We start from the raw sequence: 15,604 nt of genomic DNA on the forward strand, positions 1-15,604 counted from the left end.
GTCAGATTGGCTCTATACCATGCATTATTCTAAACTCCATGGACATTTTTGCTCTGAAATTCCGAAGGGCTGATACCTGTCATTCTTTTAAAAATTCTGCTGAAATAAAATTCATCCGTAAATCCAAGGGTTTGCGCAACCGCTTTGATTTTTATGTCCCCTTCAAGAATCAGCTCTTTCGCTTTATCAATTTTCATTTTATTAAAAAACTCAATGATCGAATAACCTGTAATCTCTTTGAATGCTCTCGATAAATAAGCAGGTGAAAGCTGTACCAAATCTGACAATTCGCTCAAGCTAACTTTCTCATTGATCTTTTGATGCATATAATTAATAATTTTTTCCACCTTTAATGAAGTGGAGTAATTTTGACTTTGTTTTTGTGTATTTTGAGCAATTGCAATGATAAGCTGCTGTAACAAAGTCTTCGCTACAAATTCATACCCTGGCAGCTTAGTATTCCAGCTCTGAATCATTTGTCCGAAGATATCTTCCACTTGATAATAATCCTTCAACTCGGATACAGCTTGCAAATGGAGTGAATCCACATCACCACTAATTCCCCAGTTCTCCTCGTTCATGCTCACCTTCGCATAGTTGAAATGAACGGACAGAAAGCATAAGGGATCTTCAGCATCTATCTCTATTGAATGCTTAACATCTGGAGAAATATAGAATAACATACCAACTTTAAACGAATGTCGTTTTCGCTCCATCATAAAGCTGCCCTTCCCTCCAGTCACTAAGAGAAGTTCATGATGCTGAAGGGTTCTAACGAGCTTGCTCCAATTTCTCTTGGGGTCGTTGAAGTATCTATAATTACAATATAGTATGTGGAAAAATAGATTATTTATATTCATAAAAGACCTGTCCAAATGTCCACCGAACGTTCGATCGGATCGTATTCTACATCATATCCGAACGTTTCGGATATGAATCGGAGAGGAACATAGGTCGCATAACCGTATAGATGAGGTGGGCTATTCATCTGCACAGCTTGTCCATTAATGTAGGCTGTATGATCGTCGATGGTCATCTTCAGAGAAAGTCCATTTTTTTCAGCGGTAATCGTGCGAGTTGCCTTGTTCCATTCTACCCTGGCTCCAAATAACTCAAAGAGATAACGCATGGGCACTTCTGAAATGCCATTCACAATGTTTAGCGGCGGTGCTGATAGAAGTGGCATATCATCAATGTTCAACTGATACAGGAATGGGCTTGTCTTAAAGGTCCATTTTTTCACTAGCGTTTCGCCACCAGATTGAAATGAAACCTCCGCCGTATACTCCCGATCCCCCCTCAACTGACGCTGCGCTGTTAATACATACCCGTAACCAGAATTGAGTTTCTTCACACTAAGCGGGATACTAATGTGGCGGTTGCCTGCCTGTGTGCTTAGTTTAGCCTTTATGTCCGCTACATCCCGTAGACTACTAAAGACCGTAAGTGTTGTAGCTTCTCCTTGAATTAACTGCTGTGCATTCATTTTGTAAATGTTGCCTGACCACACTCGCGTCATTCCATCATAAGGAAATACGCTCGCAGTCGCTGGTGAAGTCATTACGCCTTCTGACTTCACAGCACCAACAATCACGGTAGACTTACCCACTCGTGCAATGCCAATAGAAGCAACTGCGGGGGTCAGCATCACTTCCCTGCGATCATGCATAACTGCTAGCTCGTTAATCTCTGAAGCCATATCAAATTCATCATAGGCCCGCTCTTTCATATATACGGTTTCCATAATTTCCGGTACTTCTCCGCTAAAACCCGAAGTTAATACTCTCTCTTTAGGCGTTTGTTGGGTAAAGAACTCACGACCTTTCACTTCTATAGATAAATCGCCTTCAGACTTTATCGTAAAATTAGCATTAGCGTAGCGAGCATGATTAATCGCCGCCTTAACGAGGGCAGGATCAAGTTTCACATCATCCAACCCCATCTGTTGCCGAATTTTATTAATCGAAGCTATTGCTTTTAGTTGCTCCGCACTACTAGTTCCGTCAAACAATACTTTTGCGGCTTGTACCTTTGTGACATCAATCAATGGAGTGATTGCCATAAGTAGCAAGACGCCTATAAGTATCCATTTTTTACGCATAGTTCCCCTCCTCAAAATTCCATATCTTGTTAGACGACATTCATCCAGAAAGGTTTCTGTAAAGCAGTTCAAAAACACAAAACAAACCACCCCGTAAATGAACTTCACCTCAATGTTTAGACACACAATCAGAGGCGTATTTCATTATAGAGTGGCTTCTCTGTAATCTCTTATGGTTTCTGAATAAACAGTTGTGTCCAATAATGTTGATATTGACTAGTAGCAGTTCCCCCTACATAACCAACCCCAATATCCGTAAAGCGAGGATCCAAAATATTAGCTCTATGACCAGTACTGTTCATCCACGTTCTCATTACTGCTTCAGGTGTTGCTTGGCCCGCCGCGATATTTTCTGCATAAGCACGCCACTCCACTCCAAATCGATCTAGCATTTGAGAGGGGGTGCCATAAGTTGGAGAGGTATGACTAAAATAGTTATTATCCCTCATATCTCTTGATTTCAAAACCGCAAGATCAGTTAGCCGCGTATTTAGAGTTAAGGCAGCGATTCCTCTACTCGTCCGTTCTTCGTTGACTAATCTAAAAACTTGCAATTCAAATGCGTTAGCTTGTCTAATATGAATCCTTGACTTCCCTACTCTTTTCGTTACGGGACTACGTTTCGTTTTTATTCCTTTACTCAAAGAACTTTTGACTCTTCTTATTGAAGATATTCTTTGCTTCATGATTTTCCCTCCTACACTGTATTTACAACAATATATTGTGGAAGAGGTCCTCACGCTTGTACCAAAGTCTATAATTCTACTATAAATTTTGTTAACCCTATGTACTTGATTTCTCTTTGACTTGACATGCATATGTTACTTTATGTTAATATAAACAAATCATAAACGTTGATATATCATCTATTTTTCTAATTAGGAGAGATCATATGGATTCCAAAGACCCGCTAGGGTTAGTGATTCGAGATTTACACTTAGAAATAGCCAATTATTTAACAAAATTGCTTACACCCGTTCGGCTTGCGCCTGAACAACATTTACTTATGGCTTTGTTGCTTGAGAAAGAAGGTCTATCTCAGAACGAGATTGCTAATAAACTTGGGAAAGATAAAGCCAGTGTTGCCCGAATGATCGCTAGCTTAGAGAACAAGGGGTACATTCATAAAGTACCAAGTACGCAAGACCGTCGTTCGGTAAATGTTTTTGTCACAGACGAAGGCAGGAAATTAGAGACTACAATCAATGAGGTGACGATCAAATTAAACGAAATTATAGCGACAGGATTCTCTCCTGCGGAGTACTCAGCGCTAACAACTTTGTTAACTCGTGTGCAGAATAATGTAAGAGAGGCATAAATGCATATCCTCTGCTCTATAGTTGACATATCATCTATTCTTCAAAAATAATACGAATCCATTTCTGAAAAGAGGTTTATCCCTATCATGGAATCAACAGCAGCTGTTCAAGTTAAACGTCCCGCCCTAATGGCCTTCTCCCTTATGCTAGGAGCATTCGTCGGACTATTTAGTGAAACCGCCTTAAATATGGCTTTTACCAACTTAATGGATGAATTTTCAATCAACGCCTCAACGGTTCAATGGCTAACCACAGGATATTTACTTGTACTAGGTATCCTCGTTCCGATATCCGCCCTATTAATGCAATGGTTTACCACTAGACAATTATTCACAGCATCCTTGTTATTATCTATCATTGGTACTTTAATTGCTGCCCTCTCCCCCAATTTCACCTCCTTATTAATTGCGCGTTTAGTGCAAGCCTTGGGAACTGGTTTATTGCTGCCCCTAATGACGAACATTATTCTAATAATTTTCCCTGCACATAAACGTGGAACTGTCATGGGGATGATGGGACTTGTTATTATGTGTGCACCGGCCATCGGGCCAACTTTGTCTGGTTTGATCGTGGATCATTTGGGCTGGGAGTTTATCTTTTGGACAAGTTTACCTTTATTATTATTTACATTTGGATTCGGATTAACATTTATCAAAAATGTAGCCAAAATCTCTAAACCTAAAATAGATATTTTATCCATTCTACTTTCTACTTTCGGATTTGGTGGCATCGTATTTGGATTTAGCAACATCGCTGATCATGCTTTAAGTGAAATCATTGTCTATCTGCCTCTTATCGTTGGTGTCATCAGCTTAATCCTGTTTGTATTTAGACAGTTTAAGTTGGAAACGCCGATGCTAAATTTACGAGTGTTTAAATATCCTATGTTTACAATAGGTCTAATAATGGTCTTTTTAGGAATGATGATCATCTTATCCTCTGCTATTTTATTACCGTTATATTTAAAAGGAGGTTTATTGTTATCAGCTACAGCTGCAGGAATTCTACTCCTTCCAGGCAGTGTGATTAACGGAGCTATGGCTCCAGTTACGGGTAGAATATTTGATAAATTCGGTCCGAAATTATTGCTGCCGCTTGGATTCTCCATCGCAACCATTGCAGGTTTTCTATTTACAAGCAATTCTACTGAAACCAGTAACCTGACCTTTATTTTAATACACTGCGCTATGTTTATCGGATTAGCTATGGTCATTATGCCCGCTCAAACCAATGGCTTAAATCAGTTACCCGTGAAATACTATCCGGATGGGGCAGCTGTTATGAACACACTTCAACAAATCGCAGGTGCTCTTGGTACAACGTTCGCTGTTACACTAATGTCTAGCGGACAAACACGATTCGCTAATACACATCCAACTGCTGCACAGCCTGAAATTTTAACCGCAGGAATTACACATGCATACTTATTTATCGCAGCAATTGCAGTTATCGGATTAATTTTATCGTTATTTGTGAAGCGTATTAGAGTTTATTAATTTTAATCAAAAAAGACAGTGGACACGAGCTGTCCGCTGTCTAAATTTTAATCCATATATTTTTCATAAAATACTAAAGTTAATTTATTGTTTATTCGCTTTGTTTCTTCTGTTCGTTTATATCCTACCTTTTCATATAAATAGCAGTTCCTCTGCTCTTGCTCAATACTATCCAGCTCCCATTTTTTCGCGTCATTATATCTCTGTTCAATGATTGTAAAAACCTGCTGGGCGATCCCCATCCCCTGGTATTCTGGCATAATAAATATGGGGCTGACACGGTAAGTGTTGTTTTCCTTTTTAACGATTCGGACACCGCCCACAACAATATCAGAATTCTTAATCATAAAATAATCTGTAAAAGACTGATTAATTCGGTTTATCATTTTTTCTACGGATTCATTGGCTGGGCTGGTTTCATAATCCTTATATTTCTCAAGTAATGGCATAAAGGCTTTGACTTGCATTTGATGAATAAATTCCGCATCACTTACGTCTGCTTTACATAAAGAAATCCCCATAAAGATGTACCTCCATTAAAATATATTACTATTAACAAGGTTTATGGTTTGTTTTTAGGTATGATATAGAGTGATCCGTCTTCCTTGTATTCAGCATAAGCAATGTCCTCAACGCATTGATAGCCATGCTCCCTGATCCATTCCTGGATCTGTATCTTATTCATCGGTCTGCCACGCATCGAATCTTCCAGCAGCCTACCTTTATCAATAACTGTAATGGAAAAAGAGGAAGACTGCTCCGATTGCTCCTCTTCAGACTTGCGCATAATCGACAGTGAGCCATTCGTTTCGAGCAGAGCATACTTCACTTCACTTAGAGAAAAAATATTTTGCTGCCGCAGCATAAACAGCAGTTGGGTAAACTCAATATCGTATTTCTCCATCAAATCCTGATTCACTTTGCCATCGTCAATAAGCAACACCGTCCGGCCTTCCGCCATGTTCCCGAACTTCACAAAATGGGTCGTTGCCTTTTCAAACAAATAAGACAAAGCGGTCCAGATGAAAAGCGCAAACAGCAGATGCCAGATCTTCACCTCATTATCATATATCGTATTCCCTACAATCTCACTTAAAATCAATGATGACAGGAAATCGAGAGGCGTCAATTGACTAAGCGTCTTGCGGCCAGTAATAAAGGTAATGATCCACAAACCAAAGAAACTAATGATCAGTTTGACACCTATAGTTACAAATATCTCCATTGCTGCACCTCCAGATGGGACTTCGCACAGGGTCGTTTCCCTTATGACACGAAATCCATTCATGAAAGGTATTACACACTCCTAGTGGGGGATAAACAGCAAACGAGACACTCTGCAACTTGCCCTTATGTTGGAATGGTGATAATGAACGTTGTGCCTTTGCCTTTTTCACTATCAACTTCAACAATGCCTTTCACTTTATCAATGGTACTGTAGACCATAAGCATCCCCAGTCCCGTGCCTTCAGCTTTGGTCGAATAATACGGTTTACCGAGACGCGATATTTCTTCCTTTGTCATTCCAATGCCAGTATCGCGAATACTGATAATAATATTTTGTTTTTTTTCCGAAATATCGATGAACAGCGTACCACCGTCCTTTTCCTTCATGGCTTCGATTCCGTTTTTATATAGATTAATAAGACATTGCTGTATTTGGTTCCGATCATAATTTTTGAATAGCGAATTATTAAAATTAAATTTGACCTCTACTTTGTGCATAGTGGCATAAGGCATGATGATATTTTTAGTATATTCTGCCTCCTCCTGCATGTTGGAATAAACCATATTATCGGATTGCGGCTTAGCAAATGAAAGATAGTCACTCACGATTTTTTCAGCCCTCTGTAATTCTAATAGAGATAACTCTACGTACTGTTTCTCCTCCCTTGTGATCGTCTTCGATTTATTCAACAGCTGCAAAAAACCGCTGGTCACTGTAAGCGGGTTTCTGATTTCATGTGATACACTTGCCGCTAGCTCGCTCACGACATTTAATCTTTCAGATTGCATAATTCGGTCGCGATTCTTAATATTAGTAATAATCTTTTCTATTAAGATCATATTGATACACATTACCCCGACATGCGTCGTAAAGGCATTTAAGGTGAGAAACCAATATTCCCTATTTAAACTCCCCTGTGTAAAACCTAATATAATTAGGTAAAATCCCATCGTCAGAAAAGAAATTATTGTTGCCGCGATGATGCGACTTTTCGAATCTAGTTTTAAGAACCTTTTACTATATAGAGGGACCAGGATTAGGATTGAAGTGGCGAAAAGAAAGGATTGTAACGTACCCTCTCCCCCCACATAGAATCGATAGATATTTAAAAGGATATATAGCGGTAGAACGTTCTTGTATCCACCAAAAAGAGCTACAATAATAAACGGAACATATCTCAAATCAAAAATAAAGCCCATATCGAGTTTAAAAGGTTTGGCTATACAGAGACACATGGTCACTGCCGACAGTAGAACTAGAATCTTACTATTATAAGCAAAAGCACGATTCTCAAAGAAAAGTAGAAAAATTAAGATTGGAAACAATAAAAACAAGAAATTCAAAAGCAAAGTCTCAAACAAGGGATAACTTCCTTTCAGCCTAGTGTTGCTTAAAAGACAGCGTACTGGAAAAATACGCTAAAGTAATATTATAAGTAAAGTTCCCCTTATTAACTATGTATTTCTCAACCATTTTTAAAATAATAAAAAACAAAAGCACCCTATGGATGCTTTGATGAAGCGATGATTTTTATTGTTTTGTTGTTTGTATCACGCTTATAATGTGCGATGCAAGTACAATTCCTAAGCATATCCCCGTTATAGGTGAAACCACAAGAATACCGATTATATTCCCGCTCGAACTAAAAAATAACTTTATACTGGACAAAACAACTGCTACAACAACTACTAATGTCCAGAAAACAATCTTTTGTTTCATAGAAACCGCTGGTATTGTCGTTATCGTTTCATGGTGTCGATACAAAGAACTAATTATCATCCAGGTTAGCATGATTAATCCGAATGCCGAAAAAGAATGCTGCAGTATTTTATAAAGAGGGAACTCAGAAATCATTAGGTCTCTTAGAGGAGAATATCGCTCAACAAAGTAACCATTAAAATGTGTAAATCCATCGATGAACACATGAGTTAAAAAACCAATAATCACAGATAGGATAAACACTACCCAGCCCTTAGGATTCAATCTCCACTTGCTTAAGGTATTGTATGCTCGTTGATCAATATTATAGTTTGAAGGAAGATGCAATACTAATATTTCCTTTACGATGACATGGAAAATCACTGCAAGGATCACACATAGGGGAATCGCCTGCAAAAATAGTCCTCTGATAGAATGGCCTATACTTTGATAGGGCTCAAGCATAATAAAATACTCAAAATCAGGCGACATACTTCCTAATATCAAGCCTGTAGTACTAAAATATTTTGGTTTCACATATTTAAACGGAAGTGCAAATATAGGATGAGCAAAGGTAAAAGGCATAACCATCTCCTAGTGTTATTTATAACTTCTTAGCAATGGCTCGAATAAATTATAGCTATCGTAACACATATCATGATATCTCTTCTCTTCCATTCTAATATTTGCTACTCTTTCCATATCACACCTCGGGCTTTCTAAATTAAGCATAATGCTGAAGAAACTACCTTTGAAAAGTGGAAAGCAAATCAAAGTCGTAATACGGTTGTTAGCTCTTCTTCAATAATTTCGCCGCTGTCACGGAAACCGAAGCTTTCATAGAGCCTTTTAGCGGACAAGTTATCAGCCTTATAAGAAATCCAGCAATATTGTGCGGGGCCAGCCGGGAAAGTGCGGATAAATTCCAAAATTCTTGTCATGGCTTCTCGGCCGTAGCCCTGATTCTGGTATCGTTTATCAATCATTAGTCGCAAGATACAATAGCTATCATTTACAAAGGATGGCACTTCATATCCAGTAATACCATAAGTCATCATCACAAAACCAACCGGCTCTTCATCCGCGTAAATCGCAAACGGAAATGGATGACCACCATTGGTTACAAGGACATAACACGAAGCCATGCTTGATAAATTGGACGCTACGAAGCGACGTTGATCGTCTGAAACCTCCAAATTGAAAATAGCACGTCGGTTTTCTAGTGTGATCTTTCTGAGAGTAATCATGCTGGGCTTCTCCCTTCATATCTAAATTATTGAGTTTGGATATTATATCATCATTTTCCATGTTTTGTAGCGAGAGTCTGCCCACTAGCTAAAAAAGGCTACCATTCAATCGGTAGCCAGGATGAAGTACTTATGTCTTTTATTTTCCTAGAAATCCACCTTCAGACTTTATTACTTGCCCCGTAATCCACTGCGAATCATCACTCGCTAAGAAACTAATGCCTCTAGCTGCATCTTCTGGCAAACCGATTCTTCCCATTGGAAACATAGGTAAAAAATGAGTTTTCATCTCATCCGTTATCCACCCGGAATCCGTAGGACCCGGATCAAAACCATTGACTGTGATATGAAGCGGAGCTAAACCAACAGAAAGAGGTTCAATTAATCCAATTAATGCACCCTTTGTCAATATATAAGCCAGGTTATCAGGGTCAGGCCCTTTAGAAACCATAAAAATAATTCTACCTGGAGTCCCCTTTGAATGATTCTTTTCGAATCTTCTGGCAAATTCAGTACTGAGTAAAACCGTGCCACGATTGTTCACTACATAGTGTTGATCTAACGAAGTGATGCTCAGGTTCTGATAATTCGTGGGCACGCAAAAAGCTGCATTGTTAATCAAAATGGAAGCATTTCCTAAAGTTTGTTCTACCTGATCCATAATCTTTATTGAGATTTCAGGATTGGAAAAATCTGCTTCCATGTGACTCGCCCTAACTCCCAAGCTTTTCAGTTCTGCACAAAGTTGCTCCGGCCATTCCTTTTCTCCACCATTCCCTTCCGTTTCATCAAAAGGATGCCAATGCGTAAAGAAAATATCTGCCCCCTGGCTTGCAAGTGAACGGCATATGGCTGTTCCAATTCCTGTGGATCTGCTTGCTCCAGTAACGATAGCAATTTTATTTTTCAATGAGTTCATCTATACCATCTCCGATCATAAATTAGAAGGATAGATAGGTAGAGATCCATAGACATAAGCAGATTCAGCATCACTAATCTATAAGGGAGATAGTGTACCGTCTTATTAATTATGTGCATTAGTGTAGGAACAGTTACTGTTCTATCCTTTAACAATAGTAGCTGAAATTCTGCTTCAAACATAGATAAACTTTCCAAAACTATTAATGAATTTACATCGCTTGTAAGTCATCCCTTCAGCTTCGTTCCTCTACAAGTTCTAACGCCCTGTTCTTCTCATCAAACTTACTGTTATGTGAGGAGACCTGCGCTCTTGTTGACGCATCCGGCTCGATATACAACTTGGCGCTGTTCACGGCTAACGCTGCATCCGTAAAAGCTCCGGCAATAAGATAAAGCTTGCTACCGTAATTTGCCGTATCTCCAGCCACGAACACTCCTGGAAGATTGGTTGCCAGCTTCTCGTCCGCATTAAAATTCCAATCCTCTCTCACTAACCCCCAATCTACAATAGGACCTAAATCCCCGCGTAGCCCATGATTAATTAGGACGGCATCCACCGCAAGACGCTCCTGTTCTGTTTCATCCGTCCATTCCCCCTCCGCATTTAATGGAGCGATTGAAACAGCATCAAGGCGATTGCCATTCCCATATAAATCCTTAATGGCATATGGCGTAAGAACTTGAACGCTCGATGCCTTCATCCGCCTCACATTCCGTTCCATACCACTGAATCGTTCCCGCCTGTGCACGAGCGTAACCGATGAAGCGATTCCTACTAGTTCATTAGCCCAATCGACAGCTGAATCACCGCCTCCGGAGATTAGCACTCTTTTACCGCGAAAGCTTGCCACATCCGTAACGTTATAATGGAGATTATCCTTTTCGTAATTTTCCGCTCCGGGCAGGTTAAGCTTAGCAAGCTTTAGCGCACCATGGCCTATGGCCAAAATCAGCGTCCGGCTCCAATGCTGCTCTCCGGTCGCAGATGTTATACGCATCGTGCCATCAACCAATCTCTCCAACCCGGTAATTTGTTGACCCAGTACAATGGTCGGATCAAAAGTTTGAGCTTGCTGGATCATGAGCTTTGTCAGCTGTGCTGCGCGAACGGGGGCCATGCCGCCGACATCCCAGACGATCTTCTCCGGATACATTAATGTCCTTCCTCCGAGTTCCTCTCTCGCCTCAATCAGTTTCGTCTTCATGTCGCGCATTCCACTGTAAAAGGCAGCATACAACCCCGCCGGTCCTCCACCGATTATAGTTACGTCAAAAAGCTCCAATTTCTGCCCCATCCTTTGCCTCCCTCTGTTCTCATCCTCTTGAAAGAAGATCTAAATCTTCTTGCGCTTAAACAGCAGATACATGAAAAAAGGAGCTCCAATGCCTGCTGTGAACACGCCTGCCGGAACATCTAGCGGTTGAAAAAGCATTCTTCCTGCCAAATCCGCCAACAGTAGAATGATTGCACCTATTAATGCGGATACCGGGATGATCAGCTTGTAAGAATTTCCAACCAGCATTCTGGCGATATGCGGTGCCATCAATCCGATGAACGATATCGTCCCGGCTACGCCAACTGCAGCACCGGCAAGTGCAACGCTATAAAATAAGAGAATCATTCGGCTTAACTGAAGCCTGCTTCCAAGCCCGCGAGCGACATCCTCACCTAAGGATTGCACATTTAATTCCTTCGCGAGCAGTAGCGATAAAGGAATGAATACCGCTACCCACGGCCACAGCACTTCAATATAACTCCAATTGGTGCCGTAGATGCTTCCCGTCATCCAATTCAGCACTTGTGCGGCCAAATAAGCCGGCCCGCTAATTAGCAGAAACGTTGTGAGCGCGCCCATTGCCGTAGAAATGCCAATGCCGATCAGCACCAGCCGAAACGGCGACACGCCTTTTTTCCAGGCAAATACATAATTAATTGTTGTCGCAACCAACGCGCCGCCGATGGCAATGAACGGTACCCAGTGGATACTGTAGCCGGTCACGAAAGTCATGAAGGCAACCACAGCTACCGATGCCCCTCCTGTTACACCCAGCAGATCGGGCGAAGCGAGAGGATTGCGAATGACGCCCTGTAATAGCGCACCCGCTACAGCCAATGCTGCGCCAATGAGTATAGCGGCTGCTATTCGAGGCAAACGGAACTGCATAATGATCAAGTTGCTGGCTTCTGCGTTTCGCCCCGTAAGAGAAGCAAGTACCTCTTTTAATGGTACGCTAACTCCCCCAACGGATAAACTAAGGAGTGACAAGGCAGCAACGAGACAAGTTAAACCTAAAAACAACAAGAATGAATGCTTCGCTATACGCGCTTTAAGCATGCTGTTTCCTCCTAGCCACATGGATCAGAAAGGGAACGCCGATAATCGCCGTTGCGACACCAACCGGAACTTCTCTGGATTCCAGAATAAAGCGCGATGCTAAATCCGCAGTCACCAAAAGAATCGCCCCAACTAATGCGGTATAAGGAAGCAGCCATCTAAAATCATGCCCAACGATGTATCTGCATAAGTGAGGGACAATAAGTCCTATGAAAGCAATCGGACCAGCTGCTGCTACCGAGCTTCCCGCCAATAGTACAATTGCCGTAGCAGACAGCACGCGGACCAGCGTTAGACGCTGTCCCAAGCTCTTCGCGCTATCGTCTCCAATCGCCATAATATTTAACGAGCCCGAGAGTAATAGTGAGATCGTCATTCCTATTGCCATATAAGGCAGAACCATCAATAAATGCTCCAGATTTCTTCCTTCTACAGAGCCGATCATCCAGAATAGGGCAGATTCCAACGATTGCTTATTAATTAGAATAATGCCGGATGTAATAGAGGAAGCGAAAGCTGCCATACAAGCGCCGGCCAAGGTCAGCTTTACCGGCTCGAAACCGCCTCCTTGCAATCCAAGCGTATAGACGACCACCGATGTTGCAACCGCACCTGCGAAAGCAAGCCAGACCATGCCGCTCATCGTTAACGAGGAACCGAATACGAGTAGCCCGATGACAATAAATAGCACAGCGCCCGCATTTACACCGAAGACGGAGGGCGAAGCCAGCGGATTTCTTGTCAGAACCTGCATAATCGCCCCGGCTACTGCTAAACTTGCCCCCACCAGTGCCGCAATCAGGGTTCGGGGAACACGAACCTTCGTCAGAATAAGATGTTCGTTGGAACCGTTGAATTGACTGTAAGCCAGCCATAGATCTTTCAAGCTGAATTGATGAAGACCATACAATACACTGCATAACATACTAATTAGAAGCAAAATTGCACCGACAACTAGGCCGGCGAGCTTCCGCTTGCTTAGGAAAGAACCATTCACGTCTGCACCGAGCCTCCTATTCATTGGCAGTCTTAACAACTAAACTGCCGGAATCGTCAACAAGCTGACGCGAATACAGCGCCAGCTTGTTGATTCGATCCGCCTTTATTATTTCACATCAAAGTATTTAACGAGTTCGTCCAGCAACAGATTGGCTGCTTCATATCCGCCTGCCGAGTTCCAGATCGCTTCATCGACTTGAATCACCTTGTTGTTCTTTGAAACGCTCAAATTTTGGAACAACGGATCTTTTTTCCATTCCTCCACGACCTTCGATGCATCGTCCTTGCCCGGAGTCTCCGACACGAAATAGAAGAGCACATCGCCGTCCATGCTAGGGATCGTCTCTTTGGTCATCACTTCGATAAAGGAGTCTTTATCCTGCGACTCAGGCCGTGCAATTCCTAATTGGCTCAAGAGCACGCCGGAGAACGTTTGCTTCTGATAAATACGCACTTGTTTCGCGGAGAAGCGCACCACCGACACTTTCGTGTCTGCTTTGCTACCGAGCTTCGCCTTGACTTCCGCAACTCGTTTATCGAAGTCCGCCATCGCCTGCGCTCCTTCTTCCTGCTTGTTTAAAGCTTCGGAGTAGAGCTTGAAATTAATCTTCCAATCTCCTGCCAGGTCATCGGAGAATATCGTCGGAGCTATCTGCTTTAATTGATCGTAGATTTTCTCTTGTCTGACCTTATTACCGATAATCAGATCCGGCTTGAGGCTCGCGATCAATTCAATATTCGGCTGAAGCTCGTCTCCCACAACCGTAACGCCTTCCATGTCTTTCTTGATATGGTCGTACCAAGGGTCACCAATCCAAGACTGAACGGCTCCGACCGGTTTGATGCCCAGTGCCAAAAGTGCCTCTGTTCCTTCATTGGTCAATATGACAACACGTTCAGGGGCGCCGGTAAGCGTTTCTTCCCCCATCGCATGCTTAATCACTCTTGTGTCATTACTTACATCCGTCGACGGACTCGCAGCTGGACTTGCGGAAGTTGCAACATTATTAGTAGAAGTGCTGTTGCTTGTCGGTGTGACATTCGTTCCCCCTGTCGAGCATGCACTCAAAAAGAGAACGAAACAAAATAATAAGGTTGCTGCCATTGTTGTTCTTGACTTACGATACATCGGTATTTCCCCTTCTCTTTTATATTGATAATGATTCTCAAACTCATTACCAATATAACGTTGCTGCCTTCTAGCAACAATGGGAGATCTGAACACGAAGGATGGATTATTTCGACGCTGCTCCTGTTGCAACGCTGCTTCTTTAAAGCTGGTGGGAGAAACACCCTCGTATTTCTTGAAGATACGGCTGAAATAATAGCTGTCGGTATAGCCTACACTCTCGGCAATTTCCTTCAGCGTGAAATCTGTGGATAGAAGCAACTGCTTCGCTTTGCTCATCCGCAATTGAATCAAATAATCGATCGGGCTCGTTCTCACTTGCTTCTTAAAGGCGTGCAGTAGCTGTCTGGAGCTGCAACTAAGGTGTTCAAGCAGCGTCTCAAGCGTTATCGGCTCCCGATAGCGTTCATGAATATAACGAACCGCTTGGGCCACCAAGTCAGGCTTAACGGCTATGATATTCTGGCGTTCCATCTGCTCTAGAATTTCATAAACCATTTGATAAAATATCGCTTTAACTTGAAGCTTATTGAGTAGATCTGAACGATGCCACTCCTTGCTCATGGAGGTGACATGATGGAAAACGGAAATCGGATAATGGGGCTTAAATACATATTGCATTTGAAACGGATTGTGCTTCTCCATCAGCTTGATCGTTTCTTGACGGGATGGTAGTGCTAGTACCGCTTTATACAAAATAATATAGTATTCCAGCAGCTCATCTGCCGTAATATCAAGGTAGAGACCCTTGCCCCCATGGAGCAAGGAAAACCGGCTGACGCGGTGTGCTATGCCGTCCAGTTGGAGATGTGCGCTACCTCTAGTCACATATAAGAAGACGCTTGAGGGCATTCTGTACGCATGCAGCTCCTCGTCTTGTTCCATTCTTCTATGTCGTATATCTATGATCTTGATGAATGCCTGATTCCATAGCAAAGCTTGATCATTCAATGTCACCGTCTTGCGCTCCCCCTTCTCTATCACTCCATGTTGAGAGATTTATACCCCCATCATATATGATAATGATTATCATTTACAATGATATTCGCAGAACTATTTTCCAGCGGTGTTACTGACAATGGAACGTAAAAAAGACGAGCAACAATTGATTCGTTTGCTCGTCTTTCTAT

The 15,604-nt window shown here is 42.0% G+C and carries 15 protein-coding genes; 2 read left to right on the forward strand and 13 right to left on the reverse strand.

All coding sequences use genetic code 11. The features are described 5' to 3' along the window. Positions 1-29: 29 nt before the first annotated feature. The 3 genes from MKY19_RS19865 to MKY19_RS19875 all read right to left on the reverse strand — a co-directional run bounded on the left by MKY19_RS19865 (position 30) and on the right by MKY19_RS19875 (position 2,787). Entirely contained in the window at positions 30-860 is an 831-nt protein-coding gene (locus MKY19_RS19865) for an AraC family transcriptional regulator (protein WP_339797148.1), read from the reverse strand. Further along, positions 857-2,101, reverse strand: a complete 1,245-nt coding sequence (locus MKY19_RS19870; protein ID WP_339797150.1) for a stalk domain-containing protein — start codon at positions 2,099-2,101, stop codon at positions 857-859. Before MKY19_RS19870 ends, MKY19_RS19865 begins: the two co-directional genes overlap by 4 nt. A gap of 170 nt (positions 2,102-2,271) precedes the next feature. Then, on the reverse strand, positions 2,272-2,787 hold the full coding sequence (locus tag MKY19_RS19875) for a CAP domain-containing protein (RefSeq protein WP_188114664.1): 516 nt from the start codon (positions 2,785-2,787) through the stop codon (positions 2,272-2,274). Between the two features lie 206 nt (positions 2,788-2,993). Between MKY19_RS19875 and MKY19_RS19880 the strand changes: the two genes are divergently transcribed. Then, positions 2,994-3,419 (forward strand): MarR family transcriptional regulator, encoded by a 426-nt coding sequence (locus MKY19_RS19880; protein WP_339265928.1) that lies wholly within the window; start codon positions 2,994-2,996, stop codon positions 3,417-3,419. An 87-nt stretch (positions 3,420-3,506) separates the two neighbouring features. Then, positions 3,507-4,916 (forward strand): MDR family MFS transporter, encoded by a 1,410-nt coding sequence (locus MKY19_RS19885; protein ID WP_339265930.1) that lies wholly within the window; start codon positions 3,507-3,509, stop codon positions 4,914-4,916. 47 nt (positions 4,917-4,963) lie between these two features. On the opposite strand, the gene MKY19_RS19890 is transcribed toward MKY19_RS19885, so the two are convergent. The 10 genes from MKY19_RS19890 to MKY19_RS19935 form a co-directional block, all read right to left on the reverse strand. Beyond that, on the reverse strand, positions 4,964-5,437 hold the full coding sequence (locus MKY19_RS19890; RefSeq protein ID WP_339797155.1) for a GNAT family N-acetyltransferase: 474 nt from the start codon (positions 5,435-5,437) through the stop codon (positions 4,964-4,966). Positions 5,438-5,478: 41 nt separating this feature from the next. Further along, positions 5,479-6,141, reverse strand: a complete 663-nt coding sequence (locus MKY19_RS19895; protein WP_042189803.1) for a YetF domain-containing protein — start codon at positions 6,139-6,141, stop codon at positions 5,479-5,481. Positions 6,142-6,266: 125 nt separating this feature from the next. Next, positions 6,267-6,932, reverse strand: coding sequence for an ATP-binding protein (locus MKY19_RS19900; protein WP_339797157.1), 666 nt, complete (start codon positions 6,930-6,932; stop codon positions 6,267-6,269). Positions 6,933-7,674: 742 nt separating this feature from the next. Next, positions 7,675-8,427: a DUF4184 family protein gene (locus MKY19_RS19905; RefSeq protein ID WP_339797159.1), complete on the reverse strand. Its 753-nt coding sequence runs from the start codon at positions 8,425-8,427 to the stop codon at positions 7,675-7,677. Positions 8,428-8,612: 185 nt separating this feature from the next. Further along, positions 8,613-9,089: a GNAT family N-acetyltransferase gene (locus tag MKY19_RS19910; RefSeq protein WP_339797161.1), complete on the reverse strand. Its 477-nt coding sequence runs from the start codon at positions 9,087-9,089 to the stop codon at positions 8,613-8,615. Positions 9,090-9,228: 139 nt separating this feature from the next. Further along, positions 9,229-10,008: an SDR family oxidoreductase gene (locus MKY19_RS19915; RefSeq protein WP_339797163.1), complete on the reverse strand. Its 780-nt coding sequence runs from the start codon at positions 10,006-10,008 to the stop codon at positions 9,229-9,231. A 235-nt stretch (positions 10,009-10,243) separates the two neighbouring features. Further along, positions 10,244-11,305 carry an NAD(P)/FAD-dependent oxidoreductase gene (locus tag MKY19_RS19920; RefSeq protein WP_339797165.1) on the reverse strand — a complete coding sequence of 354 codons (1,062 nt, stop codon included), beginning with the start codon at positions 11,303-11,305 and terminating at the stop codon, positions 10,244-10,246. A gap of 39 nt (positions 11,306-11,344) precedes the next feature. Then, on the reverse strand, positions 11,345-12,346 hold the full coding sequence (locus MKY19_RS19925; protein WP_339797167.1) for an iron ABC transporter permease: 1,002 nt from the start codon (positions 12,344-12,346) through the stop codon (positions 11,345-11,347). Continuing rightward, entirely contained in the window at positions 12,339-13,343 is a 1,005-nt protein-coding gene (locus MKY19_RS19930; RefSeq protein WP_339242430.1) for an iron ABC transporter permease, read from the reverse strand. Before MKY19_RS19930 ends, MKY19_RS19925 begins: the two co-directional genes overlap by 8 nt. Before the next feature lie 108 nt (positions 13,344-13,451). Next, on the reverse strand, positions 13,452-15,431 hold the full coding sequence (locus MKY19_RS19935; protein WP_339797170.1) for an AraC family transcriptional regulator: 1,980 nt from the start codon (positions 15,429-15,431) through the stop codon (positions 13,452-13,454). Positions 15,432-15,604 lie beyond the last annotated feature (173 nt).

The organism is Paenibacillus sp. FSL R5-0744, from assembly GCF_037972555.1.
Classification (GTDB): Bacteria; Bacillota; Bacilli; order Paenibacillales; family Paenibacillaceae; genus Paenibacillus_AQ.

Excerpts from the sequence above, each read along its gene's own strand:
- MKY19_RS19865 (WP_339797148.1), bottom strand. The coding sequence starts at position 860 with ATGAATATAAATAATCTATTTTTCCACATACTATATTGTAATTATAGA.
- MKY19_RS19870 (WP_339797150.1), bottom strand. The coding sequence starts at position 2,101 with ATGCGTAAAAAATGGATACTTATAGGCGTCTTGCTACTTATGGCAATC.
- MKY19_RS19875 (WP_188114664.1), bottom strand. The coding sequence starts at position 2,787 with ATGAAGCAAAGAATATCTTCAATAAGAAGAGTCAAAAGTTCTTTGAGT.
- MKY19_RS19880 (WP_339265928.1), top strand. The coding sequence starts at position 2,994 with ATGGATTCCAAAGACCCGCTAGGGTTAGTGATTCGAGATTTACACTTA.
- MKY19_RS19885 (WP_339265930.1), top strand. The coding sequence starts at position 3,507 with ATGGAATCAACAGCAGCTGTTCAAGTTAAACGTCCCGCCCTAATGGCC.
- MKY19_RS19890 (WP_339797155.1), bottom strand. The coding sequence starts at position 5,437 with ATGGGGATTTCTTTATGTAAAGCAGACGTAAGTGATGCGGAATTTATT.
- MKY19_RS19895 (WP_042189803.1), bottom strand. The coding sequence starts at position 6,141 with ATGGAGATATTTGTAACTATAGGTGTCAAACTGATCATTAGTTTCTTT.
- MKY19_RS19900 (WP_339797157.1), bottom strand. The coding sequence starts at position 6,932 with ATGCAATCTGAAAGATTAAATGTCGTGAGCGAGCTAGCGGCAAGTGTA.
- MKY19_RS19905 (WP_339797159.1), bottom strand. The coding sequence starts at position 8,427 with ATGCCTTTTACCTTTGCTCATCCTATATTTGCACTTCCGTTTAAATAT.
- MKY19_RS19910 (WP_339797161.1), bottom strand. The coding sequence starts at position 9,089 with ATGATTACTCTCAGAAAGATCACACTAGAAAACCGACGTGCTATTTTC.
- MKY19_RS19915 (WP_339797163.1), bottom strand. The coding sequence starts at position 10,008 with ATGAACTCATTGAAAAATAAAATTGCTATCGTTACTGGAGCAAGCAGA.
- MKY19_RS19920 (WP_339797165.1), bottom strand. The coding sequence starts at position 11,305 with ATGGGGCAGAAATTGGAGCTTTTTGACGTAACTATAATCGGTGGAGGA.
- MKY19_RS19925 (WP_339797167.1), bottom strand. The coding sequence starts at position 12,346 with ATGCTTAAAGCGCGTATAGCGAAGCATTCATTCTTGTTGTTTTTAGGT.